Origin of the sequence: Rhodococcus sp. D-6, assembly GCF_040256695.1 — a bacterium.
In the GTDB taxonomy this organism is placed as follows: domain Bacteria; phylum Actinomycetota; class Actinomycetes; order Mycobacteriales; family Mycobacteriaceae; genus Rhodococcus; species Rhodococcus pyridinivorans.
This window is the reverse complement of the sequence record NZ_CP132970.1, coordinates 3,916,407-3,936,094: the sequence shown is the minus strand read 5'-3', so window position 1 is coordinate 3,936,094 and position 19,688 is coordinate 3,916,407. Positions and strand designations below refer to the sequence as shown.

Annotated in this window: 14 protein-coding genes; 2 read left to right on the top strand and 12 right to left on the bottom strand. The window is 66.5% G+C overall.

What is annotated here, in order from left to right:
- The first annotated feature begins 1 nt into the window (after position 1).
- Positions 2 to 2,893, top strand: coding sequence for an ATP-binding cassette domain-containing protein (locus tag RBB84_RS18335; protein WP_350246379.1), 2,892 nt, complete (start codon positions 2 to 4; stop codon positions 2,891 to 2,893).
- On the opposite strand, the gene RBB84_RS18330 is transcribed toward RBB84_RS18335, so the two are convergent.
- From RBB84_RS18330 to RBB84_RS18285, 10 genes are all read right to left on the bottom strand, one after another.
- Positions 2,883 to 4,124 carry a benzoate/H(+) symporter BenE family transporter gene (locus tag RBB84_RS18330; RefSeq protein ID WP_024102367.1) on the bottom strand — a complete coding sequence of 414 codons (1,242 nt, stop codon included), beginning with the start codon at positions 4,122 to 4,124 and terminating at the stop codon, positions 2,883 to 2,885. The genes RBB84_RS18335 and RBB84_RS18330 overlap by 11 nt on opposite strands.
- Before the next feature lie 12 nt (positions 4,125 to 4,136).
- Complete coding sequence (locus tag RBB84_RS18325; RefSeq protein WP_064256439.1) at positions 4,137 to 6,866, bottom strand: LuxR family transcriptional regulator; 2,730 nt, start codon at positions 6,864 to 6,866, stop codon at positions 4,137 to 4,139.
- Positions 6,863 to 8,206, bottom strand: a complete 1,344-nt coding sequence (locus RBB84_RS18320; protein WP_019288830.1) for an aromatic acid/H+ symport family MFS transporter — start codon at positions 8,204 to 8,206, stop codon at positions 6,863 to 6,865. The genes RBB84_RS18325 and RBB84_RS18320 overlap by 4 nt, the downstream gene beginning before the upstream one ends.
- Positions 8,207 to 8,307: 101 nt before the next feature.
- A complete protein-coding gene (benD, locus tag RBB84_RS18315) occupies positions 8,308 to 9,105 on the bottom strand; it encodes a benzoate diol dehydrogenase BenD (protein WP_064256440.1) in 798 nt (265 codons plus the stop codon).
- A complete protein-coding gene (gene benC, locus RBB84_RS18310) occupies positions 9,102 to 10,721 on the bottom strand; it encodes a benzoate 1,2-dioxygenase electron transfer component BenC (protein WP_019288829.1) in 1,620 nt (539 codons plus the stop codon). The genes benD and benC overlap by 4 nt, the downstream gene beginning before the upstream one ends.
- Before the next feature lie 32 nt (positions 10,722 to 10,753).
- Positions 10,754 to 11,257: a benzoate 1,2-dioxygenase small subunit gene (benB, locus tag RBB84_RS18305; protein ID WP_006553155.1), complete on the bottom strand. Its 504-nt coding sequence runs from the start codon at positions 11,255 to 11,257 to the stop codon at positions 10,754 to 10,756.
- Between the two features lie 14 nt (positions 11,258 to 11,271).
- The gene (gene benA / locus RBB84_RS18300) at positions 11,272 to 12,645 is read right to left on the bottom strand and encodes a benzoate 1,2-dioxygenase large subunit (RefSeq protein WP_006553156.1); all 1,374 of its coding nucleotides are present in this window, start codon (positions 12,643 to 12,645) and stop codon (positions 11,272 to 11,274) included.
- Between the two features lie 185 nt (positions 12,646 to 12,830).
- Positions 12,831 to 13,895 carry an IS630 family transposase gene (locus tag RBB84_RS18295; RefSeq protein WP_350246376.1) on the bottom strand — a complete coding sequence of 355 codons (1,065 nt, stop codon included), beginning with the start codon at positions 13,893 to 13,895 and terminating at the stop codon, positions 12,831 to 12,833.
- Positions 13,896 to 14,080: 185 nt separating this feature from the next.
- The gene (locus tag RBB84_RS18290) at positions 14,081 to 15,073 is read right to left on the bottom strand and encodes a 2Fe-2S iron-sulfur cluster-binding protein (RefSeq protein ID WP_197481849.1); all 993 of its coding nucleotides are present in this window, start codon (positions 15,071 to 15,073) and stop codon (positions 14,081 to 14,083) included.
- A 2-nt stretch (positions 15,074 to 15,075) separates the two neighbouring features.
- Positions 15,076 to 16,287 carry a cytochrome P450 gene (locus tag RBB84_RS18285; RefSeq protein ID WP_024102362.1) on the bottom strand — a complete coding sequence of 404 codons (1,212 nt, stop codon included), beginning with the start codon at positions 16,285 to 16,287 and terminating at the stop codon, positions 15,076 to 15,078.
- A 165-nt stretch (positions 16,288 to 16,452) separates the two neighbouring features.
- Here RBB84_RS18285 and RBB84_RS18280 point away from each other — a divergent pair, with 165 nt between their 5' ends.
- Entirely contained in the window at positions 16,453 to 17,376 is a 924-nt protein-coding gene (locus tag RBB84_RS18280) for an AraC family transcriptional regulator (protein WP_156666101.1), read from the top strand.
- A 79-nt stretch (positions 17,377 to 17,455) separates the two neighbouring features.
- Here RBB84_RS18280 and RBB84_RS18275 read toward each other — a convergent pair whose 3' ends face one another.
- On the bottom strand, positions 17,456 to 17,950 hold the full coding sequence (locus tag RBB84_RS18275; protein WP_064256509.1) for a hypothetical protein: 495 nt from the start codon (positions 17,948 to 17,950) through the stop codon (positions 17,456 to 17,458).
- Between the two features lie 90 nt (positions 17,951 to 18,040).
- Positions 18,041 to 19,654, bottom strand: coding sequence for a 4-hydroxyphenylacetate 3-hydroxylase N-terminal domain-containing protein (locus RBB84_RS18270; RefSeq protein ID WP_064256442.1), 1,614 nt, complete (start codon positions 19,652 to 19,654; stop codon positions 18,041 to 18,043).
- Positions 19,655 to 19,688: the final 34 nt, after the last annotated feature.

The window sequence follows — 19,688 nt, the reverse complement described above, 5'->3', positions numbered from 1 at the left end:
CATGGACATCACCATTCACCAGACATTCCTTCCGCACACCGATCCCGAGGCGTCCCTCGCGTTCTACCGCGACACCCTCGGCTTCGATGTCCTCAACGACGTCGGTTACGCCGGGAAACGCTGGATCACCCTCGGCCGCAGCGACACTCCCGGCACGTCCCTGGTGCTGTACCCGCCGGACGCCGACCCCGGCATCACGGAGGAGGAGAACGCCACCATCGCCGAGATGATGGCCAAGGGCACCTTCGCGTCGATCATCCTCGCGACGAAGGATCTCGACGGGGCGTTCGAGCAGCTGCAGGCCGGCGACACCGAGATCGTCCAGGGAACCCACCGACCAGCCGTACGGCGTCCGCGACTGCGCTCTCCGCGACCCCGCGGGAAACATGGTCCGCATCCAGCAATTGCGCTGACCGATCCCACGATCGGCCTTACTCTCCGATCGTCGCACCCGTTCCGCCCCGCATCCGTACGACCACTGGAGTCTTCGAACATGACCTCGACGAAGGACACACCGGCACATGCAGCGCACGTCGCCGACACCCACGATGCGATCCGGGTCCACGGAGCGCGCGTGAACAATCTCCGCGACATCAGCGTGGAGATCCCCAAGCGGCGATTGACGGTGTTCACCGGTGTCTCCGGCTCGGGCAAGAGTTCGCTGGTGTTCAGCACGATCGCCGCCGAGTCGCAGCGCCTGATCAACGAGACGTACAGCGCGTTCGTGCAGGGATTCATGCCGACCCTGGCCCGCCCGGACGTCGACGTGCTCGACGGCATCACCGCGGCGATCATCGTCGGCCAGGAACGGATGGGATCGAATCCGCGCTCGACGGTGGGCACCGCCACCGATGCCAACGCGATGCTTCGCATCCTGTTCAGCCGGGTTGCGGAGCCGCACATCGGTCCGCCCAACGCCTACTCGTTCAACGTGCCGTCGGTGCGGGCCAGTGGTGCGGTGACGGTGGAGAGGGGCGCGGGGAAGACCCAGGCCGAGAAGGTGACCTTCAACCGGCTCGGCGGCATGTGCCCGCGATGCGAGGGCAAGGGCAACATCTCCGATTTCGACCTGACCGTGCTCTACGACGACGGTCTCTCCCTCAACGAGGGCGCCCTGAAGATCCCCGGCTACAGCATGGACGGCTGGTACGGCCGGATCTACCGCGGCTGCGGCTTCTTCGATCCCGACAAGCCGATCGCGAAGTTCACCAAGCGGCAACTCCACGACCTGCTCTACAAGGAACCCACCAAGATCAAGGTGGAGGGCGTCAACGTCACCTTCGAGGGCCTGATCCCGAAGATCCAGAAGTCGTTCCTGTCCAAGGATCTCGACGCGATGCAACCGCACATCCGTGCGTTCGTCGAGAAGGCCGTCGTCTTCTCCACATGCCCGGACTGTGAAGGGACGCGTCTCGCCCCCGAGGCGCGGTCGTCGAAGATCGACGGCAGGAGCATCGCGGATGTGTGCGCGATGCAGATCAGCGATCTCGCCGAATGGGTGCGCGGACTGGATCTTCCGCAGGTTGCCCCGCTGCTGAAAAACCTTTGTCATCTGCTCGACTCCTTCGCGGACATCGGGCTGGGATATCTGTCGCTGGATCGTCCCACCGGCACCCTGTCCGGCGGAGAATCGCAGCGCATCAAGATGATCCGCCATCTCGGATCGTCGCTGACCGATATCACCTACGTCTTCGACGAACCGACGATCGGCATGCACCCGCACGACATCGCGCGGATGAACAACCTGCTGCTGCAACTGCGCGACAAGGGCAACACCGTGCTCGTCGTCGAACACAAACCCGAGGCCATCGCGATCGCCGACCACATCGTCGATCTCGGCCCGCGCGCCGGCACCGAGGGCGGACAGGTGGTCTTCGAGGGCACCGTCGACGAACTGCGGCGTGCCGAGACCCTCACCGGTCGTCACCTCGACGACCGGGCGTCGCTGAAACCGACGGTGCGCACCCCGAGCGGAGCCCTGAAGGTCCGCGGCGCAGACACGCACAACCTGCAGAACGTCGACGTCGATATCCCGCTCGGCGTGCTCGTCGTGGTGACCGGCGTGGCCGGATCGGGCAAGAGTTCGCTGATCCACGGTTCGGTGGCCGACGGCGACGGCGTGGTCACGATCGACCAGAGCCCCATCAAGGGCTCGCGTCGCAGCAACCCCGCGACCTACACGGGTCTTCTCGAACCGATCCGCAAGGCGTTCGCGAAGGCCAACGGTGTCAAGCCGGCCCTGTTCAGTTCCAACTCCGAGGGCGCCTGCCCGACCTGCAACGGCGCCGGTGTCGTCTACACCGACCTCGGGGTGATGGCCACCGTCGAATCGGTTTGCGAGGACTGCGAGGGCAAGCGCTTCCAGACCGCCGTGCTCGACTACACCCTGGCGGGGAAGAACATCGCCGAGGTGCTCGCCATGTCCGTCGCGCAGGCCCAGGAGTACTTCGCCGACGGCGAGGCACGCACCCCGGCGGCGTCGAAGATCCTGCAGCGACTGTCCGACGTCGGCCTCGGCTATCTGCGGCTCGGCCAGCCCCTGACCACCCTGTCGGGCGGTGAGCGGCAGCGGCTCAAGCTCGCCACCGCGATGGCAGAGAAGGGGGAGACCTACATCCTCGACGAACCCACCACGGGCCTGCACCTCGCCGACGTCGAACAGCTGCTCGGTCTGCTCGACCGGCTCGTCGAGTCCGGCAAGTCGGTGATCGTCATCGAACACCACCAGGCCGTGATGGCCCACGGCGACTGGATCATCGACCTCGGTCCCGGCGCCGGCCACGACGGTGGACGCATCGTCTTCGAGGGCACCCCCAGCGAACTCGTGAAGGAGCGGTCGACGCTCACCGGCGAGCATCTCTCCGAGTACGTCGGGGTCGGGGTCAGCGGCTGAAGTCCGGACGCTCCATCAGCCACGACACGGCCACACCCGCGACGAGCCCCCAGAACGCCGCGCCGATGTTCCAGACGGTGATGTTCGAGGCGGTGACCACGAACGCGACGAGCGCACCCATGGTGTGCTTGCTCGCGAACCCGGCCACGAAGGCGCCCTGCAACGCTTTGAGCATCGCCAGGCCGCCGAGAGTCGCGACGAACGAGGCGGGCGCGGCGATCATCCACCGGACGAACAGCGGCGCGAACAGTCCGAAGACGATCGCCAGCGTCCCGCATGTGATCGCCGCGGTGTACTGACGGGACCGTTCGCCCGACGACACGAGCAGCGCGTTGGTCGGTCCGGTCAGACAGGTCGACACGGCGCCGACGCACGCGGCAAGGAAGGACCACAGTCCGCACGCGATCGCCGAGACGTTGACGGGCGGATTGTGCCCGGCCGAGCGCAGCACCGCGATACCTTGCCCGTTCTGCACGACCAGCACGGTGATCGCGAGCGGCACGACGAGTTCGAGGATCGCCGACCACGTGAACTGCGGGGCGGTGAACACCGGTGCGGCGAAGACCGCGCTGTCGGTCCCGGACGGTGAGAACCGGTCCGACAGCGCGACCGCGCCCACCCCGGCGAGCAGGGCGCCGAGGATGGGAGGCATCCACTTACCGAGGACTGCAACGGAACTGAGCAGGAGGAAGACGATCACCATCGGTGCGGCGATGGCGACGTCGGAACCGAGCGCCGAAACCAGATCGATGCCGAACTTCAGGAACACCCCCGCGACCATCGCCATGACGATGGGCATCGGCAACGCTTCCATCACTCGGCGCACCAGTCCCGAGGCCCCCAGCACCGTCACGAGGGCCGCTGTCACGAAGAATGCGCCGACCACCTCCGCCCAGCTCAGGTGGGTGAGCGACCCGCCGACCAGCACGGTGCCGGGGATGGTCCAGAAGAACCCGAGCGGTTGCCGGTAGGCGACGCTCATCACGATGGTGAGCAGCCCGTTGAGGGCGAACACCCCGAAGATCCACGACGCCAACTGCGGTGCGCTCAGCCCGCCCGCGGCGCCGGCGGCGAGGATCACGGCGACCGGTCCGGTGCACGAGAAGACGAGCCCGATCAAGCCGTTCGCGGCGTATCGTGGGCCGAGATCCCGGAGTATCCCGCGCGGTCCGACGACGGGACGCACGGGGCGTTCGAACAGATCGGTCTCGGCGGTGGGGCGATCGTCCACGGCGGTCAATGGTCAACCTCGATCCTGTTGTCGGAACTTCGCGGCGAGCTCGCTGCGCGAGCGGATGCCGAACTTCGAGTACACGCGGGTCAGGTGGTACTGCACGGTCTTGACGGACAGGAACAGCTCACCGGCGACTTCCTTGTTGGTGCGGCCCGACGCGACGAGTGTGGCCACGGCGCGTTCCTGCGGAGTGAGGGTCGTGAAATCCGAACGCGGAGTCTCGGTCTCGCCGTCGCCGATACGAAGACCACCGGCCTTGAGTTCCCGGTCGCAACGTTCCACGTACGAGACGGCGCCGAGCGACGCGTACAGCTCACGGGCGGTGCGGATCACCGCGTCGGCGTCGCGGCGACGCCCCGCGCGGCGCATCGTCTGGCCGCACGCGAAGTTGATGCGTGCACGGTCGTAGGGCAGTGGCAGCGTGTCGATCTCGTCGAGTGCGTGTTCGAAAGCGTCGCGGGCGGCGTCGATGTCGCCGCGGGCTCCGAGGATGCGACCGCGCACGTAACCGAGGCGGGCCTTGGCGGAGCGGTGACCGCGTTCGGCGGCGAGTTCCTCGTGCGGCCGCAGGAATTCGTCCGCTTCGTCGACGCGTCCGGTGATCACGAGGGCGTTGCCGTAGAGATCCGGCCACGGCCAGTGGCCGGGTTCGTCGACGGCGCCCCGCTCGCGCATGGTGACGATCGGTTCCAGATAGCGCAACACGCTCGTGTAGTCGGAGACCACCTCGGCGCACTGCGCCAGGCACAGGCAGGCCGGTACGAGCATGAGCGGGTAGTCGTTGTTCCCGGCGCGGGCACGGTGGGCGTGTTCCCGTGCCGCGGTCCAGTTCCCGCGCAGCGCCTGGACCTGGGCGCCGGTCCAGTGGACGAGCGGTCGGAGCAGATCGAGTTGTGTCGCGTCGAGCTGCGCCGCCGCGCGATCGACGGTGCGCAGCGCGTCGGACCACGCACCGAGCGCGAATTGTGTTCGCGCGAGCCAGGCCTGCGCCCACAGCGAGATGCGCAGCGACCCGCCGCGGAAGATGGTCGGTTCGGCCGCCTCGAGTTCGGTCCGGGCGAGATCGGGCCGGTCGAGCACCAATGCGAGCCACCCCTCGGCCATGCGGATGCGCTGGCTCTGCGCTCCGAGCCGGATGACATCGGACAGAGCCGAATACGACTCGACGGCCTCATCGACGCGACCGGTCATCGCCAGCCCGAGTCCGCGGATGGCCCGGGACTCGACGACGGGTGGAGCCGTCTCGGGGAGGGTGTCCGCGGCACGATCGGCCCACAGGACAAGATCGTCGCCGCGCAGCCGTGCCAACGAATGCAACACCATGCGTTGCGAGATCGTCGCGGCGAGTTCGGGTTCGGATTCCGGATCGTCGAGCATCGACCACGCTTCGGTGAGAAGGTGGTGCGCTTCCGCGGCCCGCCCCCGCTGGATCGCGAGATAGCCGAGCACGGCGTTGCGCATCGGTCCGCTCGGCACGCTCTCGATCTCGGGGACGAACGTCTGGGCCTGGGGCAGGTCGGCCGCACCGGTCAGTGCGTCGACACCGCGGATCATCCTGCGGGTCCGTAGTTCTCGGTCGAGAGTGATACGGCTCGCGGTGATGAGCGCTTCGGCCGCTTGGGACCAGGCGCCGTCGGCGGCGCATCGCCGGGCGTAAGCGTCGAGGTCGGCGGCGAGTTCCTCGTTTCCGGTCGGTGTCGCGGACACCAGGTGGAACAACCGGGCGCCCTCGTCGTCGACGAGCGAAGCGGCCCGCGCGTGCAGGCTGTGCCAGCGGGCCGGGCCGATCTCGTCGGCCACGGCGGCGCGGGTCATGGGATCGGGGAACGACAACGACACCACGCCCCGCTGTTCACGCATCGTGAGCAGACCGAGCCGGTGGGCCTCGTCGAGCGGCCCGGTCGTGTCGCCGACCTCGGCGAGTTCGGCGACGAGCGCGAGGGATTCGGTGGCTCCCCGTGTCGCGGCGGTGTCCAGGACGGCGACCGATTCGACGAGCGCGCGCGTGTCCGGTGAACACCGGGCAAGGATGCGACCCACTTTCCCCGCGTGTTGTCTCGGTGCTGGGAAACGCGCCTGCCAGCGGTGCCATTCGTCGCGAGGGATCTCGTCGAGAAGCTGCAGGATCGAGCGGGTGTTCCCGAGCGTGTGTTCCTGCAGGCGACGCGCCGTCCACGCGGACAGGTCGACGCCGATGCGATGCAGTGCGAGTTGCGCGACATCCGGGGGCGCCAGCGCGCCGACGTGGAGGGTGTCCACGCGGTGGCTGTTCGAGAGGAGGTCGGCGGTCGCCGGGGCGACATCGTCGGGAAGCACGTCGGGCACGATCCAGATCATGAGCAGGGGACGTCCGTGCGCTCGCCTCAGCGACGACGACAGCGACTGCAACGACTCGGCATCCGCGTAGTGCGCGTCGTCGACGACGATCACCGTCGCGTCGTCGATCCGGTCGAGGAGCGTGCGTGCCGCCTCCACCGGGTCGCCCGCCGTGACGGTGTCACCGAGCAGCTGTTCGAGCACGGACCACGGATGGCCGGCTTCCCAGCGGGCCCCGGTCGCGTCGTGTACGGCGAGGTCGTCGTGGCGAGCGACGAAATACGAAACGAGGGAGGATTTCCCGACGCCGGACGCCCCCTCGACGAGGACCAGCGAGGGGACACCCGCGCGGGCTTCGTCGAGGAGGCGTTCGAGTTGCAACAACTCGGAGTTCCGGCCGATCAGCACAACGTTGTCCGTCACACATCCACGGTAGTCGGCACGGGGCGATCGGAACTGCGGACCGGCGAGACGGACTGGACCGGGCGGGGCACGAACCACGTGACCAGACCACCGGCGAGCGCGATACCCGCGAAGATGTAGAAGTTCACGTTGTTCGCGAAGCCCGCGCCGATGAGCAGACCTCCGATGACCGGGCCGACGATGCCGCCCAGGCGGCCGAAGCCGGCGCACCACGCCACACCCGCAGCGCGGGCGGGGGTGTCGTAGTAGTTGGACACGAACCCGTAGATGAGCACCTGGGTGCCGATCGTGCCCGTACCGGCGATCGCGACGGCGGTGAGCAGCACCGGCAGCGGGAAACCGAGCGTGAGCAGCACGAGGGCCACGGCCGCGAGGAAGAAGGTGGTGACGATGACGGACTGCGGTCCGCGGCCGTCGGCGACCTTCGAGGCGAGCAGGCCGCCGAGGATGGCGCCGCCGTTGAGGACGAGGAGGAAGGCGAGCGAGCCGTTGGCGTTGTAACCGGCGTCGGCCATGATCTTCGGCAGCCAGGTGTTGAGGCCGTAGGTGAGCAGCAGACCGGCGAAGCTCATCATGCCGAGCAGTCCCGTACCGAGGGCGTACTTGCGGGTCGCGAGTGCCGCGAAACCGATCTTCTCGGTGGAAGCGACAGGTGCTGCGGACGGCAGCGGGAAACCGAACTTCTCGCACACACGCTGCGCCTCGTCGGAGCGTCCCCGCGACTGCAGCCAGGCGGGCGACTCGGGAAGCTTCATCAGTGCCAGCGGGAGCAGGATGAGCAGCGGCAACGCGCCGATGAGGAACAGTCCGCGCCAGCCGATCGCGTCGCGCAGCAGGATCGCGAGCAGCGAGGCCATCACACCACCGGCGGGGACACCGCTGTAGACGATGGCGTTGAACAGGTTGCGCTTGCCGGGCGGAGCGAACTCGGCGACCACGGCTCCGGCGGTGGCGACGAGACCGCCGACGCCGATGCCGGTGAAGAAGCGGAGCGCGCCGAACATCGTGATGCTCGTGGAGAAGGCCGCCGCACCCATGCCGACGGAGAACCAGACGATGTTGATCAACATCATCTTCCGGCGGCCGACGCGGTCACCGAACGCACCGGTCAGCAGCGCGCCGACCATGACGCCGATGAGCGCGTAGGAGCCGAGGGCACCACCCTGCTGGGCAGAGATCTCCCCGAGCTGGGTCGGATCGGCCATCAGGGTCGGAAGGACGGTGCCGTACACGACGAGGTCGTAGCCGTCGAAGATGATCGCGAGGGTGGCGAGCGCGACGATCCAGATGACGCTGCGCCGATGTTGTGGACTGGCCCAGGTCTGCGTGGCGTGGGGCATGCGTTGCTCCGGTCTGTGGGTGGAGTCACAAGAGGATTCGGGGAGAAAAGTGGCCTCACCGGGGGGGACTGGCGCCTCCGGTGAGGCCGAGCGAGGGGCGGTCAGCCCAGATCGCCGCCGGCGACGGGAAGAACCGTGCCGGTGATGTAGGAGGCCTCCTCGGAGGCCAGGAAACAGATCGCGGCGGCCTGCTCGTCGAGCGTGCCGTACCGCTTGAGCAGGGAGGAATCGACGGTCTGGTCCACGATCTGCTGGTACCAGGCCTTCTCCTGCTCGGACTGCGGCGACGGACCGCGCGCGATCCGCCGCTCGGGAGCGACGGTGCCGCCCGGGGCGGTCGCCACCACGCGGACCCCGTAGGGGGCGAGTTCGAGGGCGAGCGACGCGGTGATCGCGTTGACCCCACCCTTCGCCGCCGAATACGGCACGCGGTTGACGCCGCGGGTCGCGACCGACGAGACGTTCACGATCGTGCCGGCGCGTCGCTCGATCAGATGGGGAGCGGCGGCGCGACACGTCCACAGAGTGGGGAACAGCGACCGCCGGATCTCCTTCTCGATCTCCTCCGGCGCATAGTGCTCGTACGGCTTGGCCCGGATCGTGCCGCCGACGACGTTGATCAGCACGTCGATGCGGCCGGTGGTGCGGACGGCGTGGGAGATCGCCTCCTCCGCGCCCTCGAAGGTCTCGAGATCCGCCGTCACCGAATGCGCCTTGCCGCCCGCCTCGCGCAGCTGCTCGGCCACCTCGTGGACGAGATCCGCGCGGTCGACGAGCACGACCTCACCGCCCTCGGCGGCGATGCGGGTCGCCACCGTGAGACCGATGCCCTGCGCGGCGCCGGTGATCGTCAGGCACCGTCCGTCGAACCGGCCCGGGAAGATCTTCGTTTCGATCATGAGGAGACACCTGCTGGGGCACCGCTGGCGATGGCGCGACGCATCGTCTCCTTGGCGTGCTGCGAGTGGACGACGATCAGGTCGCGCGCGGCGGCCTTGTCGCCCTTCTCGAACGCCTCGACGAGCTGCAGGTGCTCGTCGACGATGTGTTCCTCGATCCACTGCGCGTCGCGCAGGACCTGCTTCATCAACCGGGTGACCTCGAGCTTGTTGTAGGCCTCGAGCAGCACCGGGTTGGTGCAACAGCGGAAGAGGAACTCGTGGAAGGCCGCATTGGTGTCGGTGAACGCCGCGGCGTCGGTGAAGTGGTCGCCTTCGACCGACGCGCCGGACGCCTCGGCGAGGATGCGGAACTCGACGAGCTGCTCCGGCGTGAGCCGGCCGATCGTGAGTTCGACGACCCCGAGTTCGAGGGCCATGCGGGCGTCGAACTGCTCGTCCGATTCGGCGACGGGCGGATGCTCCTCGCCGATCTCGTAATTGCCGGGCTCGGGGTTCTCGAGCACCACCGGACGACCGGTCTCGGCGGCAGCCTTCTCCGCCGCGGCCTTCTCGGCGTCGGTGGCAGCGGGTGCGGTTGCCCCACCCGGGGTGGCCGAGGTGTTGAACTTCTCGAAGTAGAAGTTCGTCGGCTCGATACCGTTCTCGGACAGGTGGTTACGCACCGCCTCCACCATGGGCGGCGGACCGCACAGGTAAATGTCCACATCACCGTCGTTGAGGTGCGACGGCTCGAACAGACCCGTCACGTATCCCTTGTTCGGGGCGGACGACGCTTCGTCGGCGACGCAGTAGTCGAACGTGAAGTTCGGCAGCCGCTTCGTGTACTCCTCGAGCGCGTCGAGTTCGACGAGATCGTGATCGAAGGTGACACCGTAGATCAGGTGCACCGGCTGGTCCGAGCCGTCGGCCTCGATCTTCGACAGGATCGACAGCAGCGGCGCCAGGCCGGTACCGCCGGCGAGCAGCAGCGACGGACGCTTGCGCTCGCGCAGGAAGAAGCTGCCGAATGGGCCGGTGAACTCCAGGGTATCGCCGACCTGCGCGCGGTCGCGCAGGTACTCGGACATCAGACCGTCCTCGGTGATCTTCACGAGGAACGCGAGCGAATTCTCGTGCGGGCCGGTGCTGAACGAGTACGAGCGGGTCGCCGGCTTACCGGTGCCGTCGTCGCTGCCGGGCACGCCGATGTTGACGTACTGACCGGGCAGGAACACCAGATCGTCACGGTTGTCGATCTCGACGGTGAACCCGACGACGCTCTCGGAGTAACGGCGCAGATCCGTGATGGTCGCGCTGTACGAGGCGGCCGCGGTCTTCGCGACATCGGAGGTGCTCGCGATCTGCACCACCAGATCGGATTCCGGCATCATCTGGCACGGCAGGCAGTAACCCTGCTCGGCCTCTTCGTCGGTGAGGGCGTCCTCGATGTAGTCGCCGCCGTCGTAGCTGCCCGATTCGCAGAAGGCCTTGCAGGTTCCGCACGCGCCGTCGCGGCAGTCGAGCGGAATGTTGATGCGAGCCTTGTACGAGGCGTCGGCGACGGTCTCGTTCGGGTTGACCTTGATGAAGCGGGTGACCCCGTCCTCGAAGCTCAATGCCACCTGGTAAGCCATGGCACGTGCCTCCTTTCGTGATCGGGGTGGAACTAGACGACGTAGACGTCGACGATGTGGTGGATGTAGTCGTTCTTCAGGACGATCTTCTTCTTCTTGATCACCGGCTGTGCGCCCGAGACATCGAGGGTGAGGAAGGTGGTCCCGAAGTAGGTGTCGGTGGTGTTGTAGCGGAAGTACAACGAGAACCAGTTGTGCCGCAGATCGATTTCGGTGCCGCGACGCTCGAGGATCTCGACGTTGGTGATGTTGTGTCCCGTGCGGGGTTCGGGCAGCGAGGTCGCCGACGAACGGTCGGTGCGAATGCGGAACACCCGGTCCTCGAGGCCGCCGCGATTCGGGTAGTAGATCAGCGAGATCTCGGTCTGCGGGTTCTCGGTGAGAGCACCGTCGTCGTCCCAGGCCGGCATCCAGTACTCGGCATCGGGGTGGTAGCACTCGAGCCACTGCTCGAACTCGCGGTCGTCGAGCAGTCGGGCCTCACGGTAGAGGAACTGTTCGATGTCGGTCTGCGTGAATTCGTGTACGGCAGTCATGATTCCGGTTCCTCTCAGAGCGCGGACGGGTCGGCGGCGGAACTCTCGGCGGCGATGGCCTCGCGCATCGCTTCGAGCCAGTAGCCGTGCTGGATCGGGTACAGGCCTTCGTCCTCGGTCTTCACACCGCTCGACAGCACCTTCGTCATGCCGAGATCCTGAGCGACCTCGTCGGGTCCGTTGAGGATGTGGGTTGCACCGCGGCTCATGTCGTTCCAGGGCGCAGCCGATGCGAGGTAGGTCTTCTGGCAGGAGCGGAACTCCTCGAGATCATCCGGGGTGGCCATGCCGGTCGCGTTGAAGAAGTCCTCGTACTGACGGATCCGGTTGGCGCGGGACTCGGCGCTCTCACCCTTCGGTGCGATGCAGTAGATCGTCACCTCGGTCTTGTCCACGGAGATCGGGCGGAAGTGCCGAATCTGCGAGGAGAACTGGTCCATGATGTACACGTTCGGGTACAGGCACAGGTTGCGCGACGCGCCGACCATGAACTCGGCCTTCTTCTCGCCGAACTCCTTCGCGAGTTCGTCCTTGCGCGGGTACAGCGGACGGTCCTCGGGGTTGCCCCACCACATCCACAGCAGCAGGTGGCCGTGGTCGAACGAGTAGTAGCCGCCGCCCTGCTTGCCCCAGGTGCCGGCGTCCATCGCCTTGGTCTCGTTGCTGGACTCACCGGCAGTGCGGCGCGCGGTGGTCGCGGCATAGTTCCAGTGGGTGGCCGAGACGTGGTAACCGTCGGCGCCGTTCTCGGCCTGCAGCTTCCAGTTGCCGTCGTAGGTATAGGTGGACGAACCGCGCAGCACCTCGAGGCCCTCGGGGGACTGGTCGACGAGCATGTCGATCATCTTCGTGGTGTCACCGAGGTGGTCCTCGAGCGACTTGACATCGGGATTCAGGCTGCCGAACAGGAAACCGCGGTAGCTCTCGAAACGAGCGACCTTCCGCAGGTCGTGGCTGCCGTCGGTGTTGAACTGCTCGGGATAGCCGGCGTCGCGGGGATCCTTGACCTTCAGCAGCTTTCCGTTGTTGCGGAACGTCCAGCCGTGGAAGGGGCACGTGAAGGTGGTGCGGTTGTCGGTCTTGCGACGGCACAGCATCGCACCGCGGTGGCTGCACGCGTTGATCAGGCAGTGCAGCTCGCCTTCCTTGTCGCGGCTGATGACGACGGGCTGGCGGCCGATGTACGTGGTGAAGTAATCACCGACGTTCGGGACCTGGCTCTCGTGGGCGAGGTACACCCAGTTGCCCTCGAAGATGTGCTTCATCTCGAGTTCGAAGATCTCCTCGTCGGTGAAGACGTCACGGCGGATCTGGTACCGCCCGGTGCTCGGGTCTTCGACGAGTGCGCCGTCGAGGCGAGTGCGCACGTGCTCCACGATGTCGGTCATGGGATCCTCCAGGTATCGGCTTCGTTCCCGGGACGGACAGGGCGTGTCCGACGCGGCCGAGCCTGTACTGAAGATTCGTGGTGACCGGGGTCTTTCTCCGGTCCGGCTCGACGCGATGTGTCCGGCGATATCTCCACGATGACAGCCTGTGGCTACGGTCACACCAGGCAAATACCTAGGGATACCTAGTGGTCCGTGGTTGAAGTGTCTTGCCGATCAGCCTTGGCCAGGATCTGGTCGGCTGTCTTGGTCCACACGAACGGAGCGCATCGGGTGTTCCAGCCGGTGATGAACGCACGGATCTTGGCGTTGAGTTCCTTGACACTGCCGAAGGTGCCGCGATGAATAGCTTGCCGTTCGATGATGCCGAACCACACCTCGACCAGGTTCATCCACGACGCGGAGGTCGGGGTGAAATGCACATGGAATCGAGGATGTTCGGCCAGCCAGGCTCGGATTTCGGCCTTCTTGTGGGTGGCGTAGTTGTCCATCACCAAATGCAGATCTTGTTCCGGATATGCCCGGTCGAGATGCCGAAGAAAGGTGAGGAACTCTTGATGACGATGCCGGGGTCGACACAGTCCGGTGACCTTGCCGGTAGCGATGTCGAGAGCTGCGAACAACGTCGAGGTGCCGTGCCGAACGTAGTCGTGGGTGCGTTTCTCGACCGAACCGATCCGCATCGGCAGCATCGGCGCGGTCCGGTCCAGCGCCTGGATCTGCGACTTCTCATCGACACACAACACGATCGCGTTCTCCGGCGGGGCGAGATACAAACCGACGACGTCGGTGACCTTGGCGACCAGTTCCGGGTCGGTAGAGAACTTGAATGTTTCACTGCGCCAAGGCTTGACACCGTACTCACGCCACGCCGCGGCCACCGTGGTGTTGTCGATACCGAGATGCTTCCCGAGCAATCGACTGCTCCAATGCGTGACCCCGTACTTCTTCGGCGGCGGCGCGAGCGTCGCGGCGACGACCTTCGCGTGATCAACACTGCGGGGCCGACCCGAGCGGTGCTCGTCGACCAGGCCGGCGATCCCCGCCTGCTCGTACCGACTGCGCCACAGAGTCACCGTCGGCCGCGACACCCCGACCGTGTGCGCGATCTGCGTGTTGGACTCGCCGTCGGCCGCAAGCAGCATCATCCGTGCTCGCCGTGCCACGTCCGCACGGACGGTCTTGGAGCGGACCAACGCAGCCAGCTCGTCTCGATCCCCGTCATGCAACACCAAAGGAGCAACTCGCATGCCGCAGTATCTCAAACCCGACCGCAAAACTACTTTTCCCACGCTGCACTAGGACCCCTGGGTGGGGGGTCGAAAGGCCCTCGAGCGACCGGAGGCGGAAAGACCCCTCGACACGGCCGTACCGCTCGTGCGCATCGCGGTGCCGGAGCAGCGCGTGCGTACGAGCGGTACGGGGATGAGGGTATTCAGCCGGCCGGGGTGAACCGTTCGCGCCGGATGCGTCGCGGCGACATGCGGCGACGCTTGAACGCCTTCACTGATGCCTCGACGAACGCGTCCGATCCGCAGATGTAACCGGTGAACTCCTTCGCGGACGCGACGTCCTCGAGGAAGGCGTCGGTGACGTATCCGTCGCGGTCTCCGCCGCTCTCCCTGCTCACGCAGGTGATGTAGCGGAAACCGTGATGACGGGTCTCCAGTTCGCGGAGAAACTCGACTTCGTACAGGTCCGCGCAGGTACGGACCCCGTGGTAGAGCAGGATCTGCCGGTCGGGGACGAGGGAGAGCGCCTGCCGGACGATGGCCTCGAGCGGGGCGAGGCCCGTCCCACCGCCGAGCAGGACGATCGGGCCGGTGCCCTCCAGATCGAAGGTGAAGTCGCCGTACGGGCCGGTGACGGTCACGCGTTCACCCACGTCGATGCGCTCGAAGACCCATTCGCTCGCGACTCCACCGGGTTGCCGGCGGATGTGCAGTTCGAGCTCTTTGGCCTCGGAGGGCGGATTCGCGAGTGAGTACTGCCGTCGGATCTCGGTCCCGGGAACTGTCACCTCCACGTACTGCCCGGCCGAGAACTCGAGCGGTTCGTCGGCGGTGAGCAACACCTTGCGTGTGTCGGCGGCGATGTCGCGTACCTCGGCGACGGTGACGACGACGTCGCGCAGCACGTGCGTGCTGGCGGGTTCCTCCGTTGCGGGGGTCTCGAAGGCGACGTCGCCGCGCGGGGTGGCCTGGCACGCGAGGACGAATCCGGCCGCGAGTTCGTCGGCGGTGAGCGTCTCCTCCGGCGAGTTCCGATGATCGAGTTCGCCGTCGAGGACCTTGATCTTGCAGGTGCCGCAGGTTCCCTGGTTGCAGGAGTTGGGCATCCAGTTGCCGTTGCGCAGGAACGCTTCCAGCACCGTCCGACCGGGTTCGCAGGGAACGACGCCGGTGCCCGCGGTCAGTGTGTACGGCATGGTCAGATCTCCCACCGGGCGTGCAGGGTCTTCGGGCCGCGGAAACCCCAACCCCAGAATTCGACGTCCTCGGAAGTGTCCCGCTCGAGATTGGGGATGGTCTCGAGCAGTTCTTCGAGACCGATGCGGCTCACGTTGTTCGCGAAGTAGATTCCCGCGCAGGCATGCTTGCCGGCACCGAAGGCGAGGTGGGGGAGCGGCGGGCGGGTCAGGTCGTAGCGGCTGGGGGCGTCGAACACGTCGATGTCGTGGTTCGCCGACCCGTAGGACAGCATGACCACCGACCCTTCACTGATCTCGATTCCTGATACGACGGTGTCGCGCTTGGCGATACGTGCGGTGCCGGACCAGATCGGGGCGGTCCAGCGCATCCCTTCGGCGATCGCGCGGGGGATGAGTCCCGGTTCGTCCACCACGGCTTCGAACTGTTCGGGGCGGGTGAACAGGCCTGCCAGGGTGGAACTCATGGCGTGTCCCGGTTCCTGCATGGCGCCGAGGAGGAAGACGTACAGCGTCGGGTAGATGTAGTCGCGGTCCCGCGTCTGTCCTTCGGGCATCCCGTCGTGCAGCCAGTGCGAGATGGCGCTGTCGTCGGGATGCTCGATCCAGTGGTCGATCAGCGGGTCGACGACGGAACGGATCTCCTCCTTGGCGCGGTCGCCCTCGTCGAAACGTTCCTGGTTCAGAAAGTTTCCGTCCTCGTCCATCGCTGCGTTGGTGAACGAATCCGACAGTTTGTGGAACCATTCGCGCAGTTTGTCCGAACTGACGTCCTTCAGTCCGAGGAGATCTCCGAGCGACCGCACACTCACCGGCTCGCAGAACTGGGCGACGAGATCGGCCCTGCCGTCGGACTCGAACGCCTCGACATAGCGTCGTGCGATCGGGCGGACGAGATCCTCGATCCAGCGGTCCACCTCGGCGGGCTGGAGGGCGGGTTCGACCATCGACCGCAGGTCGCGGTGGATGTCGTCGTTGACGCCGATGATCGCGGGATGACCGAAGGTGCGGCCACCGGCGGGGGTGATGATGCCGTCGAAGTCGTCGCCGGCCGCGACCGCACGGCACGCTTCGGTCGTGGACGCTACGTAGGCGCCGAGGACGGGCACGAAGGCGACCGGAGCTTCGGCGCGCAAGCGCTCGTAGACCGGGTACGGATTGCGCTCGAGTTCTTCCATGGTGATCTCGTCGAGCCACGAAAGGGTGCTGGTCATCGGTGTACCTCCGGGTCGGGAGCCGTCCGGCGACGGCCGGGCCGTTGTTGACGTGGCCAGGACCATACGAGTCGGCCGACGGGCCGGTCGATGCACATTGCGCGGTCCCTGGACGAATCACGCGACTATGTGATCCAGGTCTCGGAAGCGGTTAGTCTCGAAGGCGTGAGTGTGCCCGAGATCGAGGACTGGGACGACGCCTCGCGCGTCGTGGCGGACGTGTACTTCCCGCACCGATTGACGGACCTCGGAAAGGTGGATCGTCCTGAGCTCGAATTGGTCTCGGCCGATCTCGGGGGTGTCACGATCGGTCGGATGGGCTGGGGAGCGGACGTCGCGATCGAATGCGAGTATCCGGGCGCCTACGAGGTGAACATACCGCTGAGCGGGCGGCTCGAATCGCGGGGGCGCTCGGGCACCGTCGTCTCCGAACCTGGCTCGGCGACAGTCTTCCGCGCGGACACCCCGTCGCTCATCACACGGTGGGACGCCGAATGTTCGGTCCTCGGAATCAAGTTCGATCGAGAACATCTCGAACGCGAAGCGGACCGCATTCTCGGTGGTCCGTTGCGGTCGCGCCTCGAACTTCCCGACCGCCTCGATCTGCGGGGGTCAGCGCAGGAATGGCACCGTCTCGTGGCAGCGCTGAGCGAGCAGCTCGCCGGGCCGACCTGGGTGCTCACGAATCCTCTCGTGTCGGCCCAGCTCGGCGGTGCGGTCACCACGGCCTTCGTTCTGGCGGTCGCGCCGGCCGACGAAATGTCACCGGCACCCCGCCCGGGCATGGTCCGGCGGGTGTTGAATGCTCTGCAGGAGGATCCGGGTCGTGTCTGGACGGCAGCCGACATGGCGGAGATCGCCGGAACCAGTGTGCGCAGGTTGCAGGAGGCGTTCTCCGAGTACGTGGGCAGCAGTCCGTCCGCGTGTCTGCGCGACATCCGGCTCGATCGCGCCCACGCGGATCTTACTGCCGGGGGAATCACCGTGGCAGATGTGGCTTTCCGGTGGGGTTTCGGCCATCCGGGGCGTTTCGCCGCCGCCTTCAGGAAGCGGTACGGCGTCACCCCTACGGAAGTCCTGCGGGGCTGAACGCATGCGGATTCGGACGCACACGTATGCGGGTGACGACCTCGTGGTCGTCACCCGCTCGTGCGTCCTCTCGGACGGCTCAGCCGAACCAGAGGATGGGTGTGGGCCGATCGAACGAAAGCTCAGGGTAGTCGTCGTCCGCGACCGGCGTCCGCAGCCGCCGCTCGACGTAGTCCAGACCGTTGCTGCGCATGTATTCGATGCAGGACACCGTGTACCCGACGGAGTCCGTGCGCGTACTGACGATGGGGCGGAACAGATTCGGGAAGCCGTGCACCGTCAGGGCATCGCGCTCGAGCGCGGCGCCGCCTCGGCCCTGCAGTGTGAGGCCGCCGTGCCCGTCTACGACGAACTTCGCTCGGCCGACGACGGTGCCGCAGATGAGGATCTCCCACCGATGGTCGATGTCGTCGTAGCGGACGGCGCTCGCGGTGCCGATCTCGTGGACCGCCAGCCGTAGTTCGTCGCGCAACCGGGCCGAGACCCGCTGGGAGGCGAAGGAGCGTCCGAGGACTACCGCGTCGAATTCCGGTGCAGGGGGATGGGACACGGAGGTCGAAGCGGTCGTGGTCATCTCGGACGCTCCTTCGCGGTGGGTGGATGTTGGGGGCCGCGCGCGGACGGGCAGGAGAACGGAGATCATCCGCCCGCGCGCGGGAGTCGGTTACCTGTAGAACGCGCTGACGTCGGAGTTGCCGATCAGGTCGGGCACGGTCCAGCCGTCGAGGTCGTACTCACTCATGAACTGCTCCGCGAAGCCCTTCATGGAGGCGACGTCACCGCGGCTCTCGGCGGCGAACAGCAGCTCGGCCTTGACGTTCTCGTGGTTGCCGGCATAGTTCCGTTCGTACAGTTCGTGGCGGCCACCGAACTCGGAGCCGATCGAATCCCACAGTGCCTTCATGACCTTCACGCGGTCGACCGCCTGGATGCCGTCGGAGCCGCGGACATACTTGTCGAGGTAAGGACGCACGTCCGGGTTCTTGAAGTCGGCGGCGGACGAGGGCAGGTAGATCAGGCCCGAGGCGACGTCCTGCTCGATGATCTCCTTGATGCGCGGGTAGCCCTGCATCGCGAACATGCGGTAGGTGAGGCCGTATTCGAGCTTGGGGATTACGGTGCCGTCGATCCACGGCTCCGGGTTGTTCACCATGGAGTCGGTGAGCGACCAGAACAGGTTGCGCCAGCCGATGACCTCACCGACACGGGTCTGCACGCCGCGGAATCCGCCGGCGCCGGTGGCGTCGAGAGCCTTCATGAGGAGACCGGCGATGAAGTCGAGCTTGACCGCGAGTCGCGTGCAGCCCTGCAGCGTGAAGCGCTGGAGGAAGCCGGAGCCGCCGAGGAAGTTGTTGATCTTCTCGACGTCCCCGTACATGAAGACGTTCTCCCAGGGCACGAGCACCTTGTCGAAGATGAAGATCGCGTCGTTCTCGTCCATCCGCGAGGAGATCGGGTAGTCGAACGGGGAGCCGACGATGTTCGCGTTCTGAGAGTAGGAGGCGCGCGAGATGAGCTTGATGCCGGGTGCGTCCATCGGCACCGTGCAGATCAGCGCGAATTCCTTCTTCTTGATCGGCAGACCGTAGTGAGCGATGAAGTTGTAGTTCGTGATGGCCGAGCCGGTCGCGACGACCTTGGCGCCGGAGACGATGAGGCCGGCGTCGGTCTCCTTCTCGACCTTCATGAACACGTCGCCGACCTGGTCCGGCGGTAGCTGACGGTCGACCGGCGGATTGATGATCGCGTGGTTCCAGTACAGGACCTTCTCCTGCGACTCGCGGTACCAGCGCTTCGCGTTGTCCTGGAAGGGCGAGTAGAACTCGTCGTTCGCGCCGAGCGTGCCGAGGAAGGACGCCTTGTAGTCGGGGCTGCGGCCCATCCAGCCGTAGGTCAGCCGTGCCCAGGTGGCGATGGCGTCGCGGTCGGCCCGCAGGTCGTCGGCGGACTTCGGGGTGCGGAAGAACGGCATGGTCACGCCGCCGTTGCCGGTGTCGGTGGGGGTGGTGAGGGTGTTGACGTGCTCACCGGTGTGGAGGGCGTCGTAGAGGCGCGCCGTCATCCGGATCGAGTTGCGGAAGGCCGGATGGTTGGTGAAGTCCTTGACTCGCTCACCGTGCAGGTAGATCTCGCGACCGTCGTCGATGGAGGCGATGTACTCGTCGCCGGTCATGGGGCGGGAGGCGAAGTTCTTCTGCTGGTTGGCCGGGGAGTCCGCGGCGACGTTCACCTTGGAACGATCGAGGGTCTCCGAGGGCCGGGGTTCGGTGGTGGTCATGGGATTTCTCCTTGTCCGGGGGAGTGGAAGATGT